This is a genomic window from Beduinella massiliensis (genome assembly GCF_900199405.1).
In the GTDB taxonomy this organism is placed as follows: Bacteria; Bacillota; Clostridia; order Christensenellales; family Aristaeellaceae; genus Beduinella; species Beduinella massiliensis.
In genome coordinates this window covers 3,139,074-3,156,093 of sequence record NZ_LT963430.1, presented here as the reverse complement: position 1 = coordinate 3,156,093, position 17,020 = coordinate 3,139,074, and the positions used below count along the sequence as shown (strand labels likewise).

The window sequence follows — 17,020 nt, the reverse complement described above, 5'->3', positions numbered from 1 at the left end:
TTGTCGTAAGGCGGGAGAAGAAATGTTTGAGATCAGAGGGAAACGGATACGGGTGTCGCGCGGAGATACGGGGACGCTGGTAGCCAGCGCGCGCGGCGTGACGCTGGGCGAGGCGGATCGGGTGCTGCTCACGGTGCGCGGAGAGGACGGCGCGGCGGTCATCGAGAAGGTGGAGACGCCGGACGCGGAGGGCACGGCGCGATTTCATTTTGTGAATGCGGACACGGAGGAATTGGAGCCGGGCGGGTATCTGTGGGATCTTCGCTACGTGCTGGGCGCGACGGTGACGGACGGGCGCGTGACGGACGGGGAGCGGGTCGTCACGCCCTTTGCGCCGTCGGGCTTTGAGGTGCTGGAGGTGGTGGGTGATGTCTGAGATGTGCGTGGAGCTGAACAGCGGCGAGATGATCGTGCGGCTGGAGGCGGAGGAGACGGAGGCCGCGAGGAAAGCGGCGCTGGCGGCGGAGCAGGCCGCGCGGGCTGCCGGAGATGCCGAGGCGCTGACGCGGGAAGCGGAGGCGGTGCGCGTCGAGGCGGAACAGAGACGCGCGGCCGCGGAATCCGCGCGCGCCGTTGCGGAGAGGGGCCGCGAGGGAGCGGAGGCGCAGCGGGCGTCGGCGGAAGCGGAGCGCGACGGCGCGGAAGAGGTTCGTGCGTCGGCGGAAGCGGAGCGTAACGGCGCAGAGGCGCTGCGCAAGGTGGCGGAGCAGGTGCGCGCGGGCGCGGAGATGGAGCGAGAGAGCGCGGAAACCGCCCGCGCGTCTTCGGAGGGCGCGCGAGAGCGCGCTGAGACGGGACGGGAGAGCGCGGAAACCGCCCGCGCGTCTTCGGAGGGCGCGCGAGAGCGCGCTGAGACGGGACGGGAGAGCGCAGAAGCCGCCCGCGCGTCTTCGGAGGACGCGCGAAGGGCCGCTGAGACGGAGCGGGAGGGCGCGGAGACCGCCCGCGCGTCTTCGGAGAATGCGCGCAAGACGGCGGAGGACGCACGAAAGAGCGCGGAGACAGAGCGGGAGCAGGCGGAAGCGTCGCGAGCAGCCGCAGAGGGCGCGCGAAAGGGCGCGGAGACGAAACGAGCGGAGGCGGAGGCTGTCCGGGAGACTTCCGAGGATGCGCGGAAGAGCGCGGAGACGAAGCGAGCGGAGGCGGAAACAGCCCGGTTGCTTTCGGAGGACGCGCGGAAGAGCGCGGAGACGAAGCGAGCGGAGGCGGAAACAGCCCGGTTGCTTTCGGAGGACGCGCGGAAGAGCGCAGAGACGAAACGAGCGGAGGCGGAGGCTGTCCGGGAGACTTCCGAGGATGCGCGGAAGAGCGCGGAGACGAAGCGAGCGGAGGCGGAAACAGCCCGGTTGCTTTCGGAGGACGCGCGGAAGAGCGCGGAGACGGGCAGGGCGAATGCGGAAACGGCGCGAGCAGCCGCAGAGGACGCGCGGAAGAACACGGAGACGAAGCGGGCGGAGGCGGAAACCGCCCGGTTGACCTCGGAGGACGCGCGAAAGAGCGCGGAGACGGGCAGGACGAATGCGGAAGCGTCGCGTGTAGCCGCAGAGGACGCGCGGAAGAACGCGGAGACGGGCAGGGAGAATGCGGAAACGGCGCGAGCAGCCGCAGAGGACGCGCGAAAGAGCGCTGAGACGGGACGGGAGCAGGCGGAAGCGAAGCGCGCCGCGGACAGCGAAAAGGCGCTGCTGGACGCGCAGGCCGCCGTGGACGCCGCAGACGGCTGGGCGCGCGCGGAGGCGTCGGCCCGGACGCTGGACGTCGGCGCGGCGGCGAGCGCGAGCGTGGCGACCGCCGAAGGCGGGCACAAGCTGCTGACGCTGGGCCTGCCCAGAGGCGAGCGTGGGCCGCGGGGGCGCGGGCTTACGGCGATGGGCGCCTGGACGGCCGGTGTGCAGTACCTGTGCAGCGACGACGTGCAGCATTTCGTGCTGTACGAGGACAGCAGCTACGTATGCCTTCAGTCCCACACGTCGGGCGCGGAGAGCGCGCCGCCCGCCGCGGCCTATTGGACGCTGCTCGCGTCCAAGGGAAGCGTGGACAACCTGCCCGGCATGCGCGGGGCGACGGCGGATACGGCGGGCGAGGCGGGGCTCGTGCCCGCGCCTGCGGCAGGCGCACAGGGCCGGTACCTGCGCGGGGACGGCACGTGGCAGACGCCGCCGAACACGACGTACGGCGTCGCGACGGCGAGCGCGGACGGCCTGATGGCGAAGGGCGACAAGGCGAAGCTGGACGGCGTGGCGGAGAACGCCAACAACTACGCACACCCGACGGGCGACGGCAATCAGCACATGCCCGCGACGGGCACTGGCAACAGCGGCAAGTTCCTCCGCGCGGGCGCGGCGGCGGGAAGCGCGGCATGGTCGGAGCTCGCAAAGGCCGACGTGACGGGCGCGCTGGGATACACCCCGCCGACGCAGGATACGAAGTACGGCGTCGCAACGGCGAGCGCGAACGGCCTGATGGCGAAGGACGACAAGGCGAAACTGGACGGCGTGGCGGCAAACGCCAACAACTACGTGCACCCGACGGGCGACGGCAACCAGCACGTACCCGCGACGGGCACCAGCAATAGCGGCAAGTTCCTCCGCGCGGGTGCGGCGGCGGGAAGCGCGGCGTGGTCGGGGCTTGCAAAGGCCGACGTGACGGGTGCGCTAGGCTATACTCCGCCGACGACGAACACGACGTACGGCGTCGCAACCCAAAGCGCAGACGGCTTGATGGCGAAAGGTGACAAGGCAAAGCTGGACGGCGTGGCAGCAAACGCCAACAACTACGCGCACCCGACGGCGGCTGGCAGTAAGCACATCCCGGCTGGCGGCGCGAGCGGGCAGATTTTGCGCTGGAGCGCGGACGGCACGGCGGCGTGGGGCGCCGATAATAACACGACGTACAGCGACATGAAGGGCGCGACGGCGGACGCAGCAGGCGCGCACGGCCTCGCACCGGCCCCGGCTGCCGGCACACAGGGCAAATACCTGCGCGGGGACGGGACTTGGCAGACGCCGCCGAACACGACGTACAGCACGGCGACGGCGAGCGCGGACGGCCTGATGGCGAAGGGCGACAAGGCGAAGCTGGACGGCGTGGCGACGAACGCGAACAACTACGCGCACCCGACGAACGCGGGGAACAAGCACATCCCGGCAGGCGGCGCGAGCGGCCAGATCCTGCGCTGGAGCGCGGACGGAACAGCGGCGTGGGGCGCGGACAACGATACGACGTACGGCCTGGCGACGGGAAGCGCGGACGGCCTGATGGCGAAGGGCGACAAGGCGAAGCTGGACGGCTTCGGCGCGGCTTCGGCCTACGCGCTGAAGACGGACCTGCCGGGGACGGTCTTTGAAAAGGGCAGGAAGACGATCAACATCCCGGCAAGCGGCTGGGCGGCGAACGCGCAGGGCTGGCAGGAGAAAACCGTGGACTGCGCGGGAACGATCGCGGGAAGCACGACGCAGCGGGTGGACGTCGCCGTACAGGGCGCGCAGATCGGAAGCGTCTTGCTCGCGGGCGCGCGGGTGGACGCGAACGACAAGCTGACGCTCGTATGCCTGGCCGCGCCGCCTGCCTTTGACCTTATGGTGATTTTGAGCGAGGTGAGGACATGAGCGCGACCTTTTGCCGGGTGGTGAACGGCGGGGCGCTGGTGACGGCGTGCAAGGCGGTGACGGCGGTATCGCTCAGTGCGAACAACGTGGGCTTTGGCGCGGGCGTGACGCTCTCGTGGTCGGGCGCTGCGGGCGGGGCAGGCAACCCGATCCGCGGCTACGAGGTGTACCGGGACGGCGTACTGCTCACGACGGTCTTTGACGGCACGAGCTGCACGGTCACGTCGCCCACGAGCAACGGCAGCTACAAGTACACCGTCAAGGCGCTGGGCAGGATTCCGGGATTCGACTCGCCGGTGAGCACGGCGTCAGCGACGCTGACGAGTATCGTCACCGCGCCGACGGCACCGACGTCGGTGTGGCTGTCCGCGACGGACGTGCGCATCGGCAAGAGCGTGACGCTCTCGTGGTCGGGCGCTGCGGGCGGCACGAACAACCCGGTCGCGAAGTACCACGTTTATCGGGGCGGCGCGTACCTGACGGAGACGACGGGTACGAGCTGTGCCGTCACGGCGTCGGGCACGGCGGGCGGCAAGTACACGTACACGGTCTACTCCATCGGCAGCGTGAGCGGCTGGAATTCCGGCGCGTCCGCGGGGGTTACGCTGACTGCGCATGGGGCGGAATACGTTGACAGCTACTTCACTTCGAGCGGGACATATACCGTACCGAGTTGGGCGGAGCGGGTGGATCTTACCGTTATCAGCGCAGGAGGCAGCGGAAGTGGAGCTAGAGAGAGTCGTGGAGGATGCGGAGGAGGATCTGGTTATATTGGAACGTGGGCTGCTATTTCATTATCCAAATCGCAAAGTGTTTGGGTTAGTGTTGGAGCAGGTGGCGCGTCGGTTACTAACACGTCCAACGGCCTGGCTGGCGGTACATCAGGAATTGAAGGCTATTATGTAGGCGGCGGTGAAGGTGGCTATTATGATTATCGAGGAGGACACGGAGGAGCCGGTGGTGGCGGTGGTGGAAGAGCAACCTGGGGTGGAAATGCGGAGACGTCCAGCGCAGGAGGTAATGGTCTAAATACCGTTGGAGGAGCAGCAGCTACCGGTACATATGGTGTGTCTGGTGGAACAGGGGGAGGTTATAAAGGAACAAACGGGGTACGAGGGACAACTAATACTTGGGGTGGCTCTAACCAACAGGCAGGGGTTGGAGCAAACACTCACGAGTATTATTGCTTTTCAGACCCGGGCACACAGCGTTACCTAAATGCTACCGGTGGAGATGGAGGAGCCGGAAGATATGGCAATACTCCATCTGGTGGAGGATGGGGAGGCCGTGTTGGAAAAGACGCGGCTGGAAATGCACTCTACGGTATCGGATATGGGCAAGGAGGCGGCGGCGCAAGCGAACCAGACAGCGGTGATTCTGTGTCGGTCGCAGGCGGTTCCGGCATGGTAGCATTTCGTACGTGGCGTTATCTATCATAAAGAGGATGAAGCAGAATGCAAACATTTGTGGTTAAAGATGGTATTGTGCAAAACGTCATTGAAATCAATGGCATGAGCCGCATGGAGTATGAACAACTCGAACAATGCAAATTGGTCGATGTAGAAGGTTACATCGGCGTAAACATCGGTGACACGTACGACGAACAGACCGGGCTCTTTTACCGGGACGGCGTCCGCCTGGATGTGCTGAATGCCCTGACGATCCGCAACAATAGGCTCAAGGCCAGCGACTTCGCGGTGATGCCCGACTATCCCTGCGGTGAGACGGAGCGCGCCGGGTGGCTTGCCTACCGTCAGGCGCTGCGGGACATCCCGGAGCAGCAGGGCTACCCGGACGCCATCGTCTGGCCGGAGCCGCCGCAGCGAGAAAAGACCGCCCAAACGCTGCTGAAGGACGTAGCTCTTTCGCAGGCGCAGATTCAGGCGGTAAGCGACCGCGGCGAGTTCGTCGAGGACTGCCTTGCGGAGATGGCGACAGTGGTTTACCCATGAGACGGATAGCAAGGGCGGTTCGCGAACGCATCTTGTTTTCCATATTAAACTACACAGAAGGAGGAATTTTGATGATGGCGATGTTTTTTGCGCAGAGGGTCATCCTCGGTAAAACGCTTTTCGCGGACGTTCCGGCGACGCTGCGGCCGCAGGTAAAGACGCTGCTCGACGAAAGTGGCCTGGGCGATCTGGCGGTCGAGACGGTGGGCTGACAAGACGACGGGGCGGGCTCTTCGCCCGCCCCCTTTTTGAAACGAGAAGGTGTCGGAATGATAAAAGCATCGGATTTCGTATTTCAGGCCGTCGCCCTCGCGCAGCGCACGCCGCCCATCCCCTACGCGATGGGCGGGACGACGCCTCAGGGCATGGACTGCCGGGGGCTCGTGGTGTACCTCCTGCGGCAGCTGGGCCGCCCCGACTACCGCACGGCGGGCGCGACGAGCATGTGGCGCGACGATTGCGTGGACAAGCGCCCGCTCGCGCAGGCCGATCTGCGGCCCGGCGACCTGCTGTTCATCCGCAGCGGCGAGGTCAGCGAGCACATGGGCGTCTACTGCGGCGCGCCGGGCTGCGAGGTCGTGCATGCCAGCGCGACGAAGGGATGCGTGTGCGCCTCGACGATACAAAACGGCTGGACGCACGCGGCGCGGCACCGGCTGATCGATTACGACAGCGCCGACAGAGAGGGAGGCGACAGCATGACGGCGGAATACATCGTCCGCGCACAGGGCGGTCTTCGCCAGCGCAAGACGCCGGGCGGGACGTACATGCAGATGATCCCGGACGGGACGTGCCTGGCCGCGCTGCAGACGCAGGGCGACTGGACGCAGGTGAGCTACGGGGGATTTACGGGGTGGGTGAGTACGGCGTATCTGGTGGACGCGGACGGAGCGGCGGAAGCGCCGCAGGCGCCCGAGAACACGGATAGCGCGGATGACGACAATAGGGTACGGGTGCCGCGCGCGCTGATCGAAGCGCTCTGCGGATACTTAAACGACTGAGGAGGAAGGCAAATGTGGGAGAAAATCGTGAAGGGCGCCGCGGCGGCGGTGGGCGCGGTCGCCGGCTTCTGGGGAGGTCTGCCGGTGCTTTTGCAGACGATGGCGGTCTTCATGGCGGTGGATTACCTGACCGGCCTGATCTGCGCCCTGAAGGGCGTGTCCGGCAAGAGCGAGAACGGCGCGCTGTCGAGCAAGGCGGGCTTTGAGGGACTGCTCAAGAAGGGCGTGATGGTGCTCGTAGTGTTCATCGCCTGGCAGCTCGACCAGGCGATGGGGACGGCGGTGCTGCATAGCGCGGTGGTGTGCTTTTACGTGGCGAACGAGGGCATTTCGATTCTGGAGAACACGACGTTGCTAGGCGTGCCGTGGCCAGAAAAGCTGAAGGACGCGCTGGACGCCATCGGAAACGGCGACGGCGGCGAGCCGCCCATGACGGTATAAAACGGATGACGATACGCAGAGGCCCCGGCGGGAGAAATCCTGCCGGGGCCTTTTTGCGTCCCTACATGACATATACGGACGTAAATGATCGAACAAAGGAAGTAATGGACTATTATTATGAAATAAAATTACAAAGGAGGAATTATACCCCATGAAAAATGCTTTTTCCTGCGCCGTATCGCTCGGAGGCAACACCTCGAAATGTGGCTTCACCTACCTTGCTACATCATCGTCTATTGTCGTTGATCTGGGATATTTTCCGCGCAACGAACTGCATGAAAAAGTCTACAAGCCGGTAGCAGCCATTTATCGTACGAAGCCGCAACTGGTTGCCCGTGAAATCGCGCGCGCCGTGGAGGAGATATGGGAGCATGGCGATCGCGAGAGGTTGCGGGATGTGCTAGGGCACAAGCTTATCGGTAAGCCTACACCCGCCGAAGTCATACAGGCGCTGGCAAACTACATCGCGGAGGGCGGGAGGATCATCATGTGATTTCGTGTTGCATTTCGTGTTGCACGGTGCTCGAAAATATAATATTTTTACATCAAAAGCAAAATTATAGTCTATGATCTTGGAAGCTTAAAAGCCTTATAAATCAACATAAAATAAAGAACCGTTGAATTTCAACGGTTCTCATTTTGGTCGAGGTGACAGGATTTGAACCTGCGACCTTTTGGTCCCGAACCAAACGCGCTACCAAACTGCGCTACACCTCGATAGTGGAGCCAATGAAGGGACTCGAACCCTTGACCTGCGGTTTACGAAACCGCTGCTCTACCAGCTGAGCTACATTGGCGAACCCGCAAAACGGCGTGTTCGCCGTTCATCGGACAGATAGAGATTATAGCAGAGGAACCTCGCTTTGTCAAGCATACATGTCGAAAAATTTCCTCCGCAAAAGTGGGACGCGCTCAGAGCATCTTTTCCATGAAGTAGGGGAGCTGCTTTTGCCACCAGCACCAGTCGTGCGCCACGTCGTAGCCCCAGAAATCCACCCAGCCGTGAATGCCCTTCTCGAAGAAAATTTGTGCCAGACGGCGGTTGGAGGGCAGCATTTCGTGCTCCCAGGCCCCCTGTCCCACGCAGATTGCGATCTTGCAGGCGTTGTAGCGGGCGATGTAGGGGTGGTCGGCGGACATGCCCGTGAGGTAGTCCACCGGAGAATTGAGATAGACGAGGTCGTCGTAGTAGTCGCCGAAGCAATAGTGCGCGTCGTACAGGCCGGAGAGCGCGATTACCGCGTCGAACAAGTCCGGACGGCGAAAGAAGAAGTTCGCCGCGTGAAAGCCGCCCATCGAGCAGCCTGTTGCCAGGATGCCGCCTGCCCGTCCGCCGCCGTTTGCGGCCTGGTTAATGTCCAGAATGCGGACAGCGAGCTCCTCCGTGATATAACGGAACCAGCGTTCGTGCTGTTCAATGCGTCCGCGGCCGTCTCCGTCTATCGCAGACCACGTCTCCCGGTCGATGGAATCGCAGCAGAACACCTGGACGCGCCCGGCTTCGATCAGGTGAGCGATGCAGTCTATCATGCCGTTGTTCTTAAAATCAAAAAAACGCCCGTCCTGCGAGGGAAAAGCCAAAACAGGCCTGCCCGCATGACCATAGACCTTGAATTCCATCTCCCGCCCCAATGCGCGCGCGTGTTCGCGAAAATACTGTTCCTGCAAAGCCATCCCTCTTTTTCTCATCAATCTGTCTGTTAGTATACGGGCATGCGGGAACATCTGTCAACTGGGCATGTTGGACTCTGATACGGCGGAGAAAATCGTCTATCGGGCGGCACCGTTCGCCGTTCTGCTTTTCTTAGTCGCTTCTTTTTAGGAAATCCGAACTGTAGCCCCTTGACAATCATAGGTTGTCGGTATATTATATCTCAGCGGGTAAACCGTCTACAAGTAAACTATGCGGAGGCGTATCGCATGCGGCCGTTTGAGGAAGGCTTTTTTGTGGGTCTGTCCAAGCTGGAGAGGCTTTATAAGCGATATTTCCAGGAGTCCGTTTCAGAATATCAGTTTACGCCCAACGAGATTGCGGTGCTGATGTTTCTGCACAACAATGCGCCTGCGCTGGATACGGCGACCGATATCGCCCGCTATAAGCGCATTTCCAAGGGCCTCGTGGCACGGTCTGTGGACTCGCTGGTGAGACGTGGCCTTATAACGACGCGGCGTGACGAGACCGACCGGCGAATCGTGCATCTGGCGCTGAGCCCCGACTGCGCGGAGATCGCGGGACGCCTTCGGGAGAGCGAACGGATGCTGATGGTTGAGATCGCGTCGGGCATCGATCCGGCGCGGCTGGAGGTCACGAACGAGACGCTGCGCCAGATCAATCAGAATATGAACCGCCTGTTGGAAGGAGACGAAGGAAATGAACCGATCGAGGAGTAATGCGAAAGAGGTCGATCTGGGCAGCGGAAGCGTCGGAAAGCTGCTCTTTAAGCTGGCGCTGCCGGCCATCGCGGCGCAGATCATCAACGTGCTGTACAACATGGTGGACCGCATGTACATCGGCCACATCCCAGGCGTCGGCGCGGACGCGCTGACCGGCGTGGGGGTGACGATGCCCTTTATCATGGCGATATCGGCCTTTGCGGCGCTGGTCAGCATGGGCGGCGCGCCCCGCGCGTCGATCATGATGGGCAAGGGCGACAAGAAGCAGGCGGAGAACATCCTGGGAAACTGCACGGCAATGCTGATCGTCATCGCGGTAATATTGACGACGGTGGTGCTCGTCTTCGGCAAGCCGATCCTGCTGATGTTCGGCGCGAGCGATAGGACCGTGGGCTACGCCTGGGCGTACATGCAGATTTACGCGCTGGGCACGATCTTCGTGCAGCTTGCGCTGGGGCTTAACGCCTTCATCAATGCGCAGGGCTATGCGACCATGGGCATGCTGACGGTGCTCATCGGCGCGGTGCTCAACATCATCCTCGACCCGATCTTCATCTTTACGATGGGCCTGGGCGTGCGCGGCGCCGCGCTGGCGACGATTCTTTCCCAGGCGGTGTCCAGCTTCTGGGTGGTCCGCTTCCTGACGGGCAGGAAGAGCTTTTTGCGCATTCACCTCAAGTACCTGCGCCCGCGTGCCCGGATCCTTCTGCCTTGCGTCGCGCTGGGCGTGTCGCCGTTCATCATGCAGTTCACCGAGAGCGTGCTGTCCGTGTGCTTCAACACCTCCCTGCTCAAATACGGCGGCGACGTGGCGGTAGGCGCGATGACCATCCTCACCAGCGTCATGCAGTTTTCCATGCTGCCGCTGCAGGGCCTGACGCAGGGCGCGCAGCCGATTTTGAGCTTTAACTACGGCGCGGGCAAGATCGAGCGCGTCAACCACACGTTCGTCCTGCTGCTGGCCTCCTGCCTGACCTATTCGACGCTGCTTTGGGCCGTGTCGATGTTTGCGCCGCAGGTCTTCATCGCCATCTTCACGGGGGACGCCGCGCTCACAGAGTACAGCCGATGGGCGATTCGCATCTACATGGCCGCGTCGCTGCTCTTCGGCGCGCAGATCGCCTGCCAGCAGACGTTCATTTCGCTCGGCAACGCCAAAGCCTCCGTCTTTCTGGCGTTGCTGCGCAAGGTCATCCTGCTGATCCCGCTGATCTTCATCCTGCCCGCCTTCTTTGAAAACAAGGTGATGGCCGTGTTCCTCGCGGAGCCGATCGCGGATACCATCGCCGTCACGGTGACGGTCACGATGTTCCTCGTGTCCTTCTCCCGGCTCAAACGACGCATGCGAGAAGCGTGACGGCGGCGTTATAGCGGGGAGAAATTGTGGAAAACGCGTCGAGGCGGCGAAGGCTGCCTCGTCTTTTTTCGTTAAGAGCGGGCGTAGCTGGCCGATTTTGCGCGCGATAGTTGTCAAAACGCGCGAATTCATGTAAGATGAAGGGAGATTTTGTGGAAAACGGGGAGAGCGTATGCAGAAGATTGCGGTGTTGATTCCGTGCTACAACGAGGAAAGGACGATCGCCAAGGTCGTCTCGGATTACCGTGCCGCGCTGCCGGAGGCGGACATCTACGTGTACAACAACAACTCCACCGACGGTACGGTGCGCGCCGCACGCGAGGCGGGCGCCATCGTTCGCAACGAGTACAGACAGGGGAAGGGCAACGTCATTCGGGCGATGTTTCGCGACATCGACGCGGACTGCTACCTGATGATCGACGGGGATGACACGTACCCTGCGGAAAGCGCGCGGGAGATGGTGGAGCTGGTGCTCTCGGGCAGGGCGGATATGGTGGTGGGCGACCGCCTTTCCTCGACGTACTTCACCGAAAACAAGCGCCCTTTTCATAACTTTGGCAACGTACTCGTGCGCGGGCTCATCAACCGGCTGTTCGGCGCGAACATCCGCGACATCATGACGGGCTACCGCGCGTTCAGCCGCGCGTTCGTCAAGGGCTTTCCGGTGATCTCCAAGGGCTTTGAAATCGAGACGGAGATGACGGCGCACGCTGTGGACAAGAACTACCTCGTGTGCGAGGTGCCCGTCACGTACCGTGACCGGCCCGAGGGCAGTGTCAGCAAGCTGAACACGGTGCGCGACGGCATGCGCGTGTTAAAGACCGTATTCCGCCTCTACGAGGAATACCGTCCGCTGGCTTTCTTCGGCTTCTTTGCGGGGCTGCTGCTGCTCTTCGCGTTGGTCCTGTTCTTACCGGTGTTCGTGGAATATGTGAGGACGGGGCTGGTGCCGCGCTTCCCGACGCTGATCGTCGCTTCGGTGCTGGGCGTATGCAGCCTGCTGTCGTTTTCCGTGGGGGTCATACTGGACGTGGTGGTCAAAAAGCATCGCCAGCTCTACGAGCTGCTGATGCGAAGGGAGGGTGCGGGAAAGGACGCATGACGTCTTGCATTCGCGCCGCGCGCGTGGTATGATAAACCGAATCGTATAGCCGTCGAGTGTCCCCGGCCCTGCCGGGGGGTGAAAAGGGAAGCGGGTGCAAATCCCGCGCGGTCCCGCCGCTGTAAGCGCCAACAAAACGCGTCCGATAGGCCACTGGGGAAACCCGGGAAGGCGGACGCGCGGCGTAAGCCAGAAGACCTGCTCGGCGCGCGCTGCACGCTGCTTCCACGGTGCATGGACGGCGCGCGTACGGGCAGGCGTCCGTGCGCTCCCTCCTTGACGTCCGGATGCGGCGTGCCGTCGGCGATGAACGACGGCCCGCAAGGGCGGAAAAGAGGGTTTTTTTATGTTCAAACGGTCCTTGGGAATCCTGCTGGCGCTCGTCCTGCTGCTGCTGCCTGTGTTCGGACTGGCGGAAATCACCGTGACGGGCGCGGACGGCGCGCAGGTGACGCTTGAAAGCGCGCCGCAGCGCATCGTGGCGCTGCCTGTATGGGCGGGCGAAATGCTGCTGGACATGGTGGAAACGGAACGCATCGTGGGCCTCTCCGCGTGGGGCGACGATCCGTTGATCTCCGCGACGGCGGACAAGGCCGCGCAGGTGAAGGCGCGCGTCGCCTCCTCCGACCTGGAGAGCCTGATCGCCCTTTCGCCGGACCTCGTGGTGCTGGACACGTTCAGCGACTACGACGGCTCCATGACGAAGACGCTGAAGGACGCGGGAGTGAGCGTGCTGACGCTTTCGTCGCCCACGACGTTTGAGGCGGTGGAGGAATGCCTGCTGACGCTGGGCGAAGCGACCGGCGAGCCGGAAAATGCGCACAGGCTCGCGGACGGCATGAACGCGGAGCTCCTATCGGTTTCGCAGGCCGTGGCGGCGGTTCCGGAGGGCGAGCGCGTGCGCACGATGTACTACGAGGACTATTACGACGCGACCGGCGCCTCGGCGGGCATGCTGTGTGCTTACGGCGAGGGCTCGACATTCCAGGCGCTGTGCGAGGCGGCGGGCGTCGTGAACGTCTGTGACGCGCCGCTTTACAGCGCGGTGAGCAAGGAAAAGATCGTCGGAGAGTGGAAGCCGGAGCTGCTGATCGTGCCGGGGCTCGCCTATGGCGCGGACTTTTCCACCGTCTTCGATGGCGGGGAGGCGGCAAAGGCGGGCATTTTGGCCGACGCGGCGCTGTCCAGCGTGCCTGCGGTGCAGACGGGGCGCATCGTCGCGCTGACCGAATGCTACAGAAGCTCTACCTCTCATTACATGGCCAAGGCCGTGCGCGAACTGGCGCAGGCCGCATACCCGCAGCTCTTCGAATAAGCGGGGGAAAGGAGGGCGCGCATGCGCAAGAAGAAGTCCCTGTCCCTCGCGCTGCTGACGCTGCTCCTGCTGATCGTGCTCGCGCTGTGCCTCGGCGCGGGCACGGTCTTTGTCGCTCCGGCGGACGTGCTGTTTGCGCTGCTGGGGCGTGCGCGCGATGCGTCCCAGCAGGCGGTGATCCTGACGATCCGCGCGCCGCGCGTATTTTCCGGCGCGCTCGCAGGCGCGGGGCTGGCGGTCGCGGGAGCGCTGATGCAGGGCGTATTCCGAAACCCGCTCGCGGAGCCGGGGCTGCTGGGCGTATCCTCGGGCGCGGGCATGGGGGCGCTGTGCAGCATGGCGCTGGGCATGCGGGCGTTTCTTTCGTTGCCCGCGATGGCGTTCCTGGGCGCGATGCTGGCGGTCGCGGCGATCGTGCTGGCGGCGTCCGGCGGCCGCGGCGGCACGGTGACGCTCATCATGAGCGGCATGGCCGTCTCAGCGCTGTGCGGCGCGGCGACGAGCGTGCTGCTGACGCTGCTGCGGGAATACCAGGTGGCGGCCTACGTTTTCTGGACGCTGGGATCGCTCGCGAACAGGCGTTGGGAGCACGTGCTGCTCCTCTTGCCCGTGGTGGGCGCCTGCGCGGCGGTTTCGCTGTGCCTTGCGCCTCGGCTGGACGTGCTGATGCTTGGAGACGAACAGGCGAAGGCGTTGGGCGTTCGGCCCGTTGGGACGCGGCTGCTCATGATCTTCGTCGCCTCCGCCTGCACGGCGGCGATCGTCTCCGTCACCGGGCCGATCGGCTTTGTGGGGCTGATCGTTCCGCACTGTGCGCGCATGCTCTTCGGCGCGTCTCACCGCCTGCTCATTGCGGCGAGCGCGCTGCTGGGCGCGATCTTTCTGCCCCTTTGCGACCTGGGCGTGCGGCTTCTGGGCGCGGCAAACGGGACGGAGCTTTCCGTGGGCGTGGTGACGGCGGCGCTGGGCGCGCCCTTCTTCCTCTATCTGCTGCGCAGAAAGGGAGGGTATCATGGATGAACTGATCCGCGTCCATTCCGCCTGCGCGGCGCTCGGCAGGGGAGAGGGGCGAAGCGAGATCCTGCACGGCATCGAGCTCTCGGCGCGGGCCGGCGAGTGCATCGGGCTGTGCGGGCCGAACGGCGCGGGTAAATCGACGCTGCTGCGCCTGATGGCGGGGCTGATCGCTCCCAGCGCGGGGCGCGTCACGCTGGAGGGCCGCGACCTGCGCGAGTGGGGCGGGCGGCTGCCGCGCCGCATCGCCTTCATGCACCAGCAGACGGAGCTGCCCTTCGACTTTTCGGTACGGGACACCGTAGCGCTTGGCCGCTATCCTCACCGCGGCGTGCTGGGCGCTCCGGCGCGGACGGACGGCGCGGCGGTGGAGGAAGCCATGGAGCAGGCCGGCTGCCTGGCCCTCGCGGAGCGCTGCGTGCGCGAGCTCTCCGGGGGCGAGCAGCAGCGGGTGATGCTGGCGCGCGCGCTTTGCCAGCAGACGGACGTGCTCTTTCTGGATGAGCCGACCGCCAGCATGGACATGGGCTTTTCGCGCGAGGTGCTCCTGCGGCTTCAGGGCCTTGCGCAGGAAGGACGCATAGTTGCGGCGGCGCTGCACGACCTGCGCGCGGCTGCGGCGCACTGTTCGCGCATCGTGCTGCTGAGCCGGGGCCGCGTGGTCGCGGACGGCGCGCCGCGCGCGGTGCTGACGCCAAAAAACATCCTTCTCGCCTACGGCGTCGAGGTGCGGGTGTTTGAAAACCCGGCGGGGCAATGGGACTATTACATAGAGGCGTGAAAAAGGGCTCCGCCGCCGGGCTCGTCGAACGATTGCTTCGACGACTCCGGCAGCGGAGCCCTTTTGATCATATGATCGTCTTGCGATCCGCCCAGGTCTTGTCGTAATACCAGTAGTCCAGCGCGTCATAGCGATACTCAAACCATTGCAGGAAACGCTGCCAGCACAGCGGATCGCCCACGCGCAGCACGCATTCGTCAAAGAGCGATGCATCCTGCTCGCAGGTCACGCGCACACGGTACGTCCCGTTTTCCTGCGCGCGGAAGGCGAGCGCGTCCGCTGAAAGACCGCTTTGCTTTTCCGCCTGCCCCGCGCCTTCGCGCAAGACGGAAAGGGTGAACGTTTCATTCCCCGAGAGTGCGGGCCAGGCGTAGAGCCGGAGCTTCATCTCCGCCTGCGAGGGCGCTTCGTACAGGAAGTCGCCGTTGCCGTCCATGAGCTTGATGAACTGCGTGGGCTGTGCGGCTTTCAGGGCTGCCTCCCACTCGGTGAGGCCCGCCTTTTCCCCCTCTACGTCGGTGAGCCGCAGCTCGATCCATTCGATCCCGCGCTTGGTGTCGAACGAGATTTCATTTTTTGCGCCCAGCGGGTCGAGCGCGGGGACCTGCACGCATGAGCCGTCCGAGAAGAGAAGCTCTGCGTGAAGCACGTTGTCCGACTCGCTCGGGTTGTCCCAGAGCGTCACGGTGTTCACGTCCTGCGGCGCGTCGAACGTCACGCGCACGGTTCGCTGAGCGTCCGTCGGACTCCAGACGCCCCGATCAAAGCGGGTGAAAGCGCGCAGGTCGGAGGAATCGTAGAGCTTGAAGTCGGTAAGAAGCGCCGCGTCGCCGGAGGAAGCGGTCATCCGCTGCCCGTAGAGCAGGCTGTCCGTCGCGCGCTCGAAGAAGACCTGATCGCCGTTCGCGACGTTGCCGCTGTGCACGACGGCGTGCTGCGAGGCGTAGATTTCGTGAAGCGCGTGCACCCGGCTGGCGGCCTTGGTGTAAGCGGCGTAGCCATTGAGCACCGGGAAGCGCACGCGCTCCTGCCAGCGATAGGCGGGCGTGACGAGCGGATAGGGGGAGCTCTGGGGACAAACGGTCTGGCGGAAGGGGAGCGCGTAGTAGTCGCTGGGCCCGTTCCACGCGGTGCGGTACGTCAGCGCCTTGAAGACGCGCGGACGATAGGCGGGGTCTTCATTGAGCATCTGCCCCAACGCCTCTTCGAGCAGCAGGGAGGTCATGCGGTGGTCGGCATGGTCGTCGTAGTCTACGCAGTAGATGACGTCCGGAAAGAGCAGGTCCACGAGCGCACGTACGTCGCGCAGGCAGTTTGCGCGCGTGTACAGGCTGGGCGTACCGTCCAGCTGCGTGCGCAGGTCCTCGTGGCCGAACAGGCCGTAGGTGCGGTCGCGCCCGATATGCGATATCGCGGGCTCGTCCGGGGCGCGGTCGTAAAGATGCGCGCCCTGCCAGCCGTCGCCGTAGCCCAGAAAATACGTGTTTTCCTGAGGCACGCCCATCGCCTCCATGCAGGTCAGCGCTTCCGTCAGGCGCAGGCTGTTCAGCCCGTCGTGGTCGCCGTTCGTGAGGAAGGCGACGTAGACCTCGCTGCCCGCCTGAACGTAGGCCTCGATGGTCGAAGCGGCCATGTTGACGTCGTCGTCCTGATGGGGGACGAGGAAGAGCACGTATTGATCCCGCAGCAGGCCGCTTTCGGAGAAGCCCGTTTCGAGCGACGCGAAATGCGCGTCCGGAAGCGCGCGGTAGGCGGCGAGGCCCAGCCCCAGCGTGCCCACGAAGACGAAGAGCAGCGCAAGGCCGGTCAGCGCCCGCCGGACGCGCCCGGTAAAGAAGAGACGGGCGAAGAGGTTGACCTTGCGCGGCGCAAACAACGCGTAAGCGGAAGCAGCGCCCACGACCCAGGGCAGCCAGGAAAGAGAGGGCGTCCGCTGCCTAGAAAACAGAGCGGCGGCCACGCAGAGAAGAAAGAAAAGGAGCCGCCACAGCAGGCCGTAGAGCAGGCCTGCCGCGCGGCGAAGAAAACGAAGAAACCGCACACGAATTTCCCCTT

General features: G+C 64.0%; 16 protein-coding genes, 2 tRNA genes and 1 riboswitch. Of the genes, 14 read left to right on the top strand and 4 right to left on the bottom strand.

The window, feature by feature from the left end:
* Positions 1-22 precede the first annotated feature (22 nt).
* The 8 genes from C1725_RS15295 to C1725_RS15260 all read left to right on the top strand — a co-directional run bounded on the left by C1725_RS15295 (position 23) and on the right by C1725_RS15260 (position 7,495).
* Positions 23-376: a hypothetical protein gene (locus C1725_RS15295; protein ID WP_102412434.1), complete on the top strand. Its 354-nt coding sequence runs from the start codon at positions 23-25 to the stop codon at positions 374-376.
* Positions 369-3,608, top strand: coding sequence for a hypothetical protein (locus tag C1725_RS15290; RefSeq protein ID WP_102412432.1), 3,240 nt, complete (start codon positions 369-371; stop codon positions 3,606-3,608). Before C1725_RS15295 ends, C1725_RS15290 begins: the two co-directional genes overlap by 8 nt.
* Positions 3,609-4,174: 566 nt before the next feature.
* Positions 4,175-5,047 carry a glycine-rich domain-containing protein gene (locus tag C1725_RS19655; RefSeq protein WP_428829605.1) on the top strand — a complete coding sequence of 291 codons (873 nt, stop codon included), beginning with the start codon at positions 4,175-4,177 and terminating at the stop codon, positions 5,045-5,047.
* Positions 5,048-5,062: 15 nt separating this feature from the next.
* Entirely contained in the window at positions 5,063-5,560 is a 498-nt protein-coding gene (locus tag C1725_RS15275) for a tail fiber assembly protein (protein ID WP_346026718.1), read from the top strand.
* Positions 5,561-5,631: 71 nt separating this feature from the next.
* On the top strand, positions 5,632-5,772 hold the full coding sequence (locus tag C1725_RS19455) for a hypothetical protein (RefSeq protein ID WP_346026717.1): 141 nt from the start codon (positions 5,632-5,634) through the stop codon (positions 5,770-5,772).
* Positions 5,773-5,829: 57 nt separating this feature from the next.
* The gene (locus C1725_RS15270) at positions 5,830-6,561 is read left to right on the top strand and encodes an NlpC/P60 family protein (RefSeq protein WP_102412426.1); all 732 of its coding nucleotides are present in this window, start codon (positions 5,830-5,832) and stop codon (positions 6,559-6,561) included.
* Positions 6,562-6,573: 12 nt separating this feature from the next.
* Positions 6,574-7,002 carry a phage holin family protein gene (locus C1725_RS15265; RefSeq protein ID WP_102412424.1) on the top strand — a complete coding sequence of 143 codons (429 nt, stop codon included), beginning with the start codon at positions 6,574-6,576 and terminating at the stop codon, positions 7,000-7,002.
* A gap of 151 nt (positions 7,003-7,153) precedes the next feature.
* The gene (locus C1725_RS15260) at positions 7,154-7,495 is read left to right on the top strand and encodes a sporulation initiation factor Spo0A C-terminal domain-containing protein (protein WP_102412422.1); all 342 of its coding nucleotides are present in this window, start codon (positions 7,154-7,156) and stop codon (positions 7,493-7,495) included.
* A gap of 147 nt (positions 7,496-7,642) precedes the next feature.
* Here C1725_RS15260 and C1725_RS15255 read toward each other — a convergent pair.
* The 3 genes from C1725_RS15255 to C1725_RS15245 all read right to left on the bottom strand — a co-directional run bounded on the left by C1725_RS15255 (position 7,643) and on the right by C1725_RS15245 (position 8,676).
* Positions 7,643-7,719, bottom strand: a tRNA-Pro gene (locus C1725_RS15255).
* 4 nt (positions 7,720-7,723) lie between these two features.
* Positions 7,724-7,799, bottom strand: a tRNA-Thr gene (locus C1725_RS15250).
* 115 nt (positions 7,800-7,914) lie between these two features.
* Positions 7,915-8,676, bottom strand: a complete 762-nt coding sequence (locus C1725_RS15245; protein ID WP_346026716.1) for an esterase family protein — start codon at positions 8,674-8,676, stop codon at positions 7,915-7,917.
* Between the two features lie 246 nt (positions 8,677-8,922).
* On the opposite strand from C1725_RS15245, the gene C1725_RS15240 reads away from it, so the two are divergent.
* From C1725_RS15240 to C1725_RS15215, 6 genes are all read left to right on the top strand, one after another.
* The gene (locus C1725_RS15240; RefSeq protein WP_102412418.1) at positions 8,923-9,393 is read left to right on the top strand and encodes a MarR family transcriptional regulator; all 471 of its coding nucleotides are present in this window, start codon (positions 8,923-8,925) and stop codon (positions 9,391-9,393) included.
* A complete protein-coding gene (locus C1725_RS15235; protein WP_102412416.1) occupies positions 9,374-10,753 on the top strand; it encodes an MATE family efflux transporter in 1,380 nt (459 codons plus the stop codon). Before C1725_RS15240 ends, C1725_RS15235 begins: the two co-directional genes overlap by 20 nt.
* A 172-nt stretch (positions 10,754-10,925) precedes the next feature.
* The gene (locus tag C1725_RS15230) at positions 10,926-11,855 is read left to right on the top strand and encodes a glycosyltransferase (RefSeq protein ID WP_102412415.1); all 930 of its coding nucleotides are present in this window, start codon (positions 10,926-10,928) and stop codon (positions 11,853-11,855) included.
* A 37-nt stretch (positions 11,856-11,892) separates the two neighbouring features.
* Positions 11,893-12,075, top strand: a riboswitch (cobalamin riboswitch).
* A gap of 126 nt (positions 12,076-12,201) precedes the next feature.
* Entirely contained in the window at positions 12,202-13,170 is a 969-nt protein-coding gene (locus C1725_RS15225) for an ABC transporter substrate-binding protein (protein ID WP_102412414.1), read from the top strand.
* 21 nt (positions 13,171-13,191) lie between these two features.
* The gene (locus tag C1725_RS15220; RefSeq protein WP_102412413.1) at positions 13,192-14,190 is read left to right on the top strand and encodes an iron chelate uptake ABC transporter family permease subunit; all 999 of its coding nucleotides are present in this window, start codon (positions 13,192-13,194) and stop codon (positions 14,188-14,190) included.
* Complete coding sequence (locus C1725_RS15215) at positions 14,183-14,965, top strand: ATP-binding cassette domain-containing protein (RefSeq protein WP_102412412.1); 783 nt, start codon at positions 14,183-14,185, stop codon at positions 14,963-14,965. Before C1725_RS15220 ends, C1725_RS15215 begins: the two co-directional genes overlap by 8 nt.
* 67 nt (positions 14,966-15,032) lie before the next feature.
* Here C1725_RS15215 and C1725_RS15210 read toward each other — a convergent pair whose 3' ends face one another.
* Positions 15,033-17,006 (bottom strand): PIG-L family deacetylase, encoded by a 1,974-nt coding sequence (locus tag C1725_RS15210; protein WP_346026715.1) that lies wholly within the window; start codon positions 17,004-17,006, stop codon positions 15,033-15,035.
* Positions 17,007-17,020 lie beyond the last annotated feature (14 nt).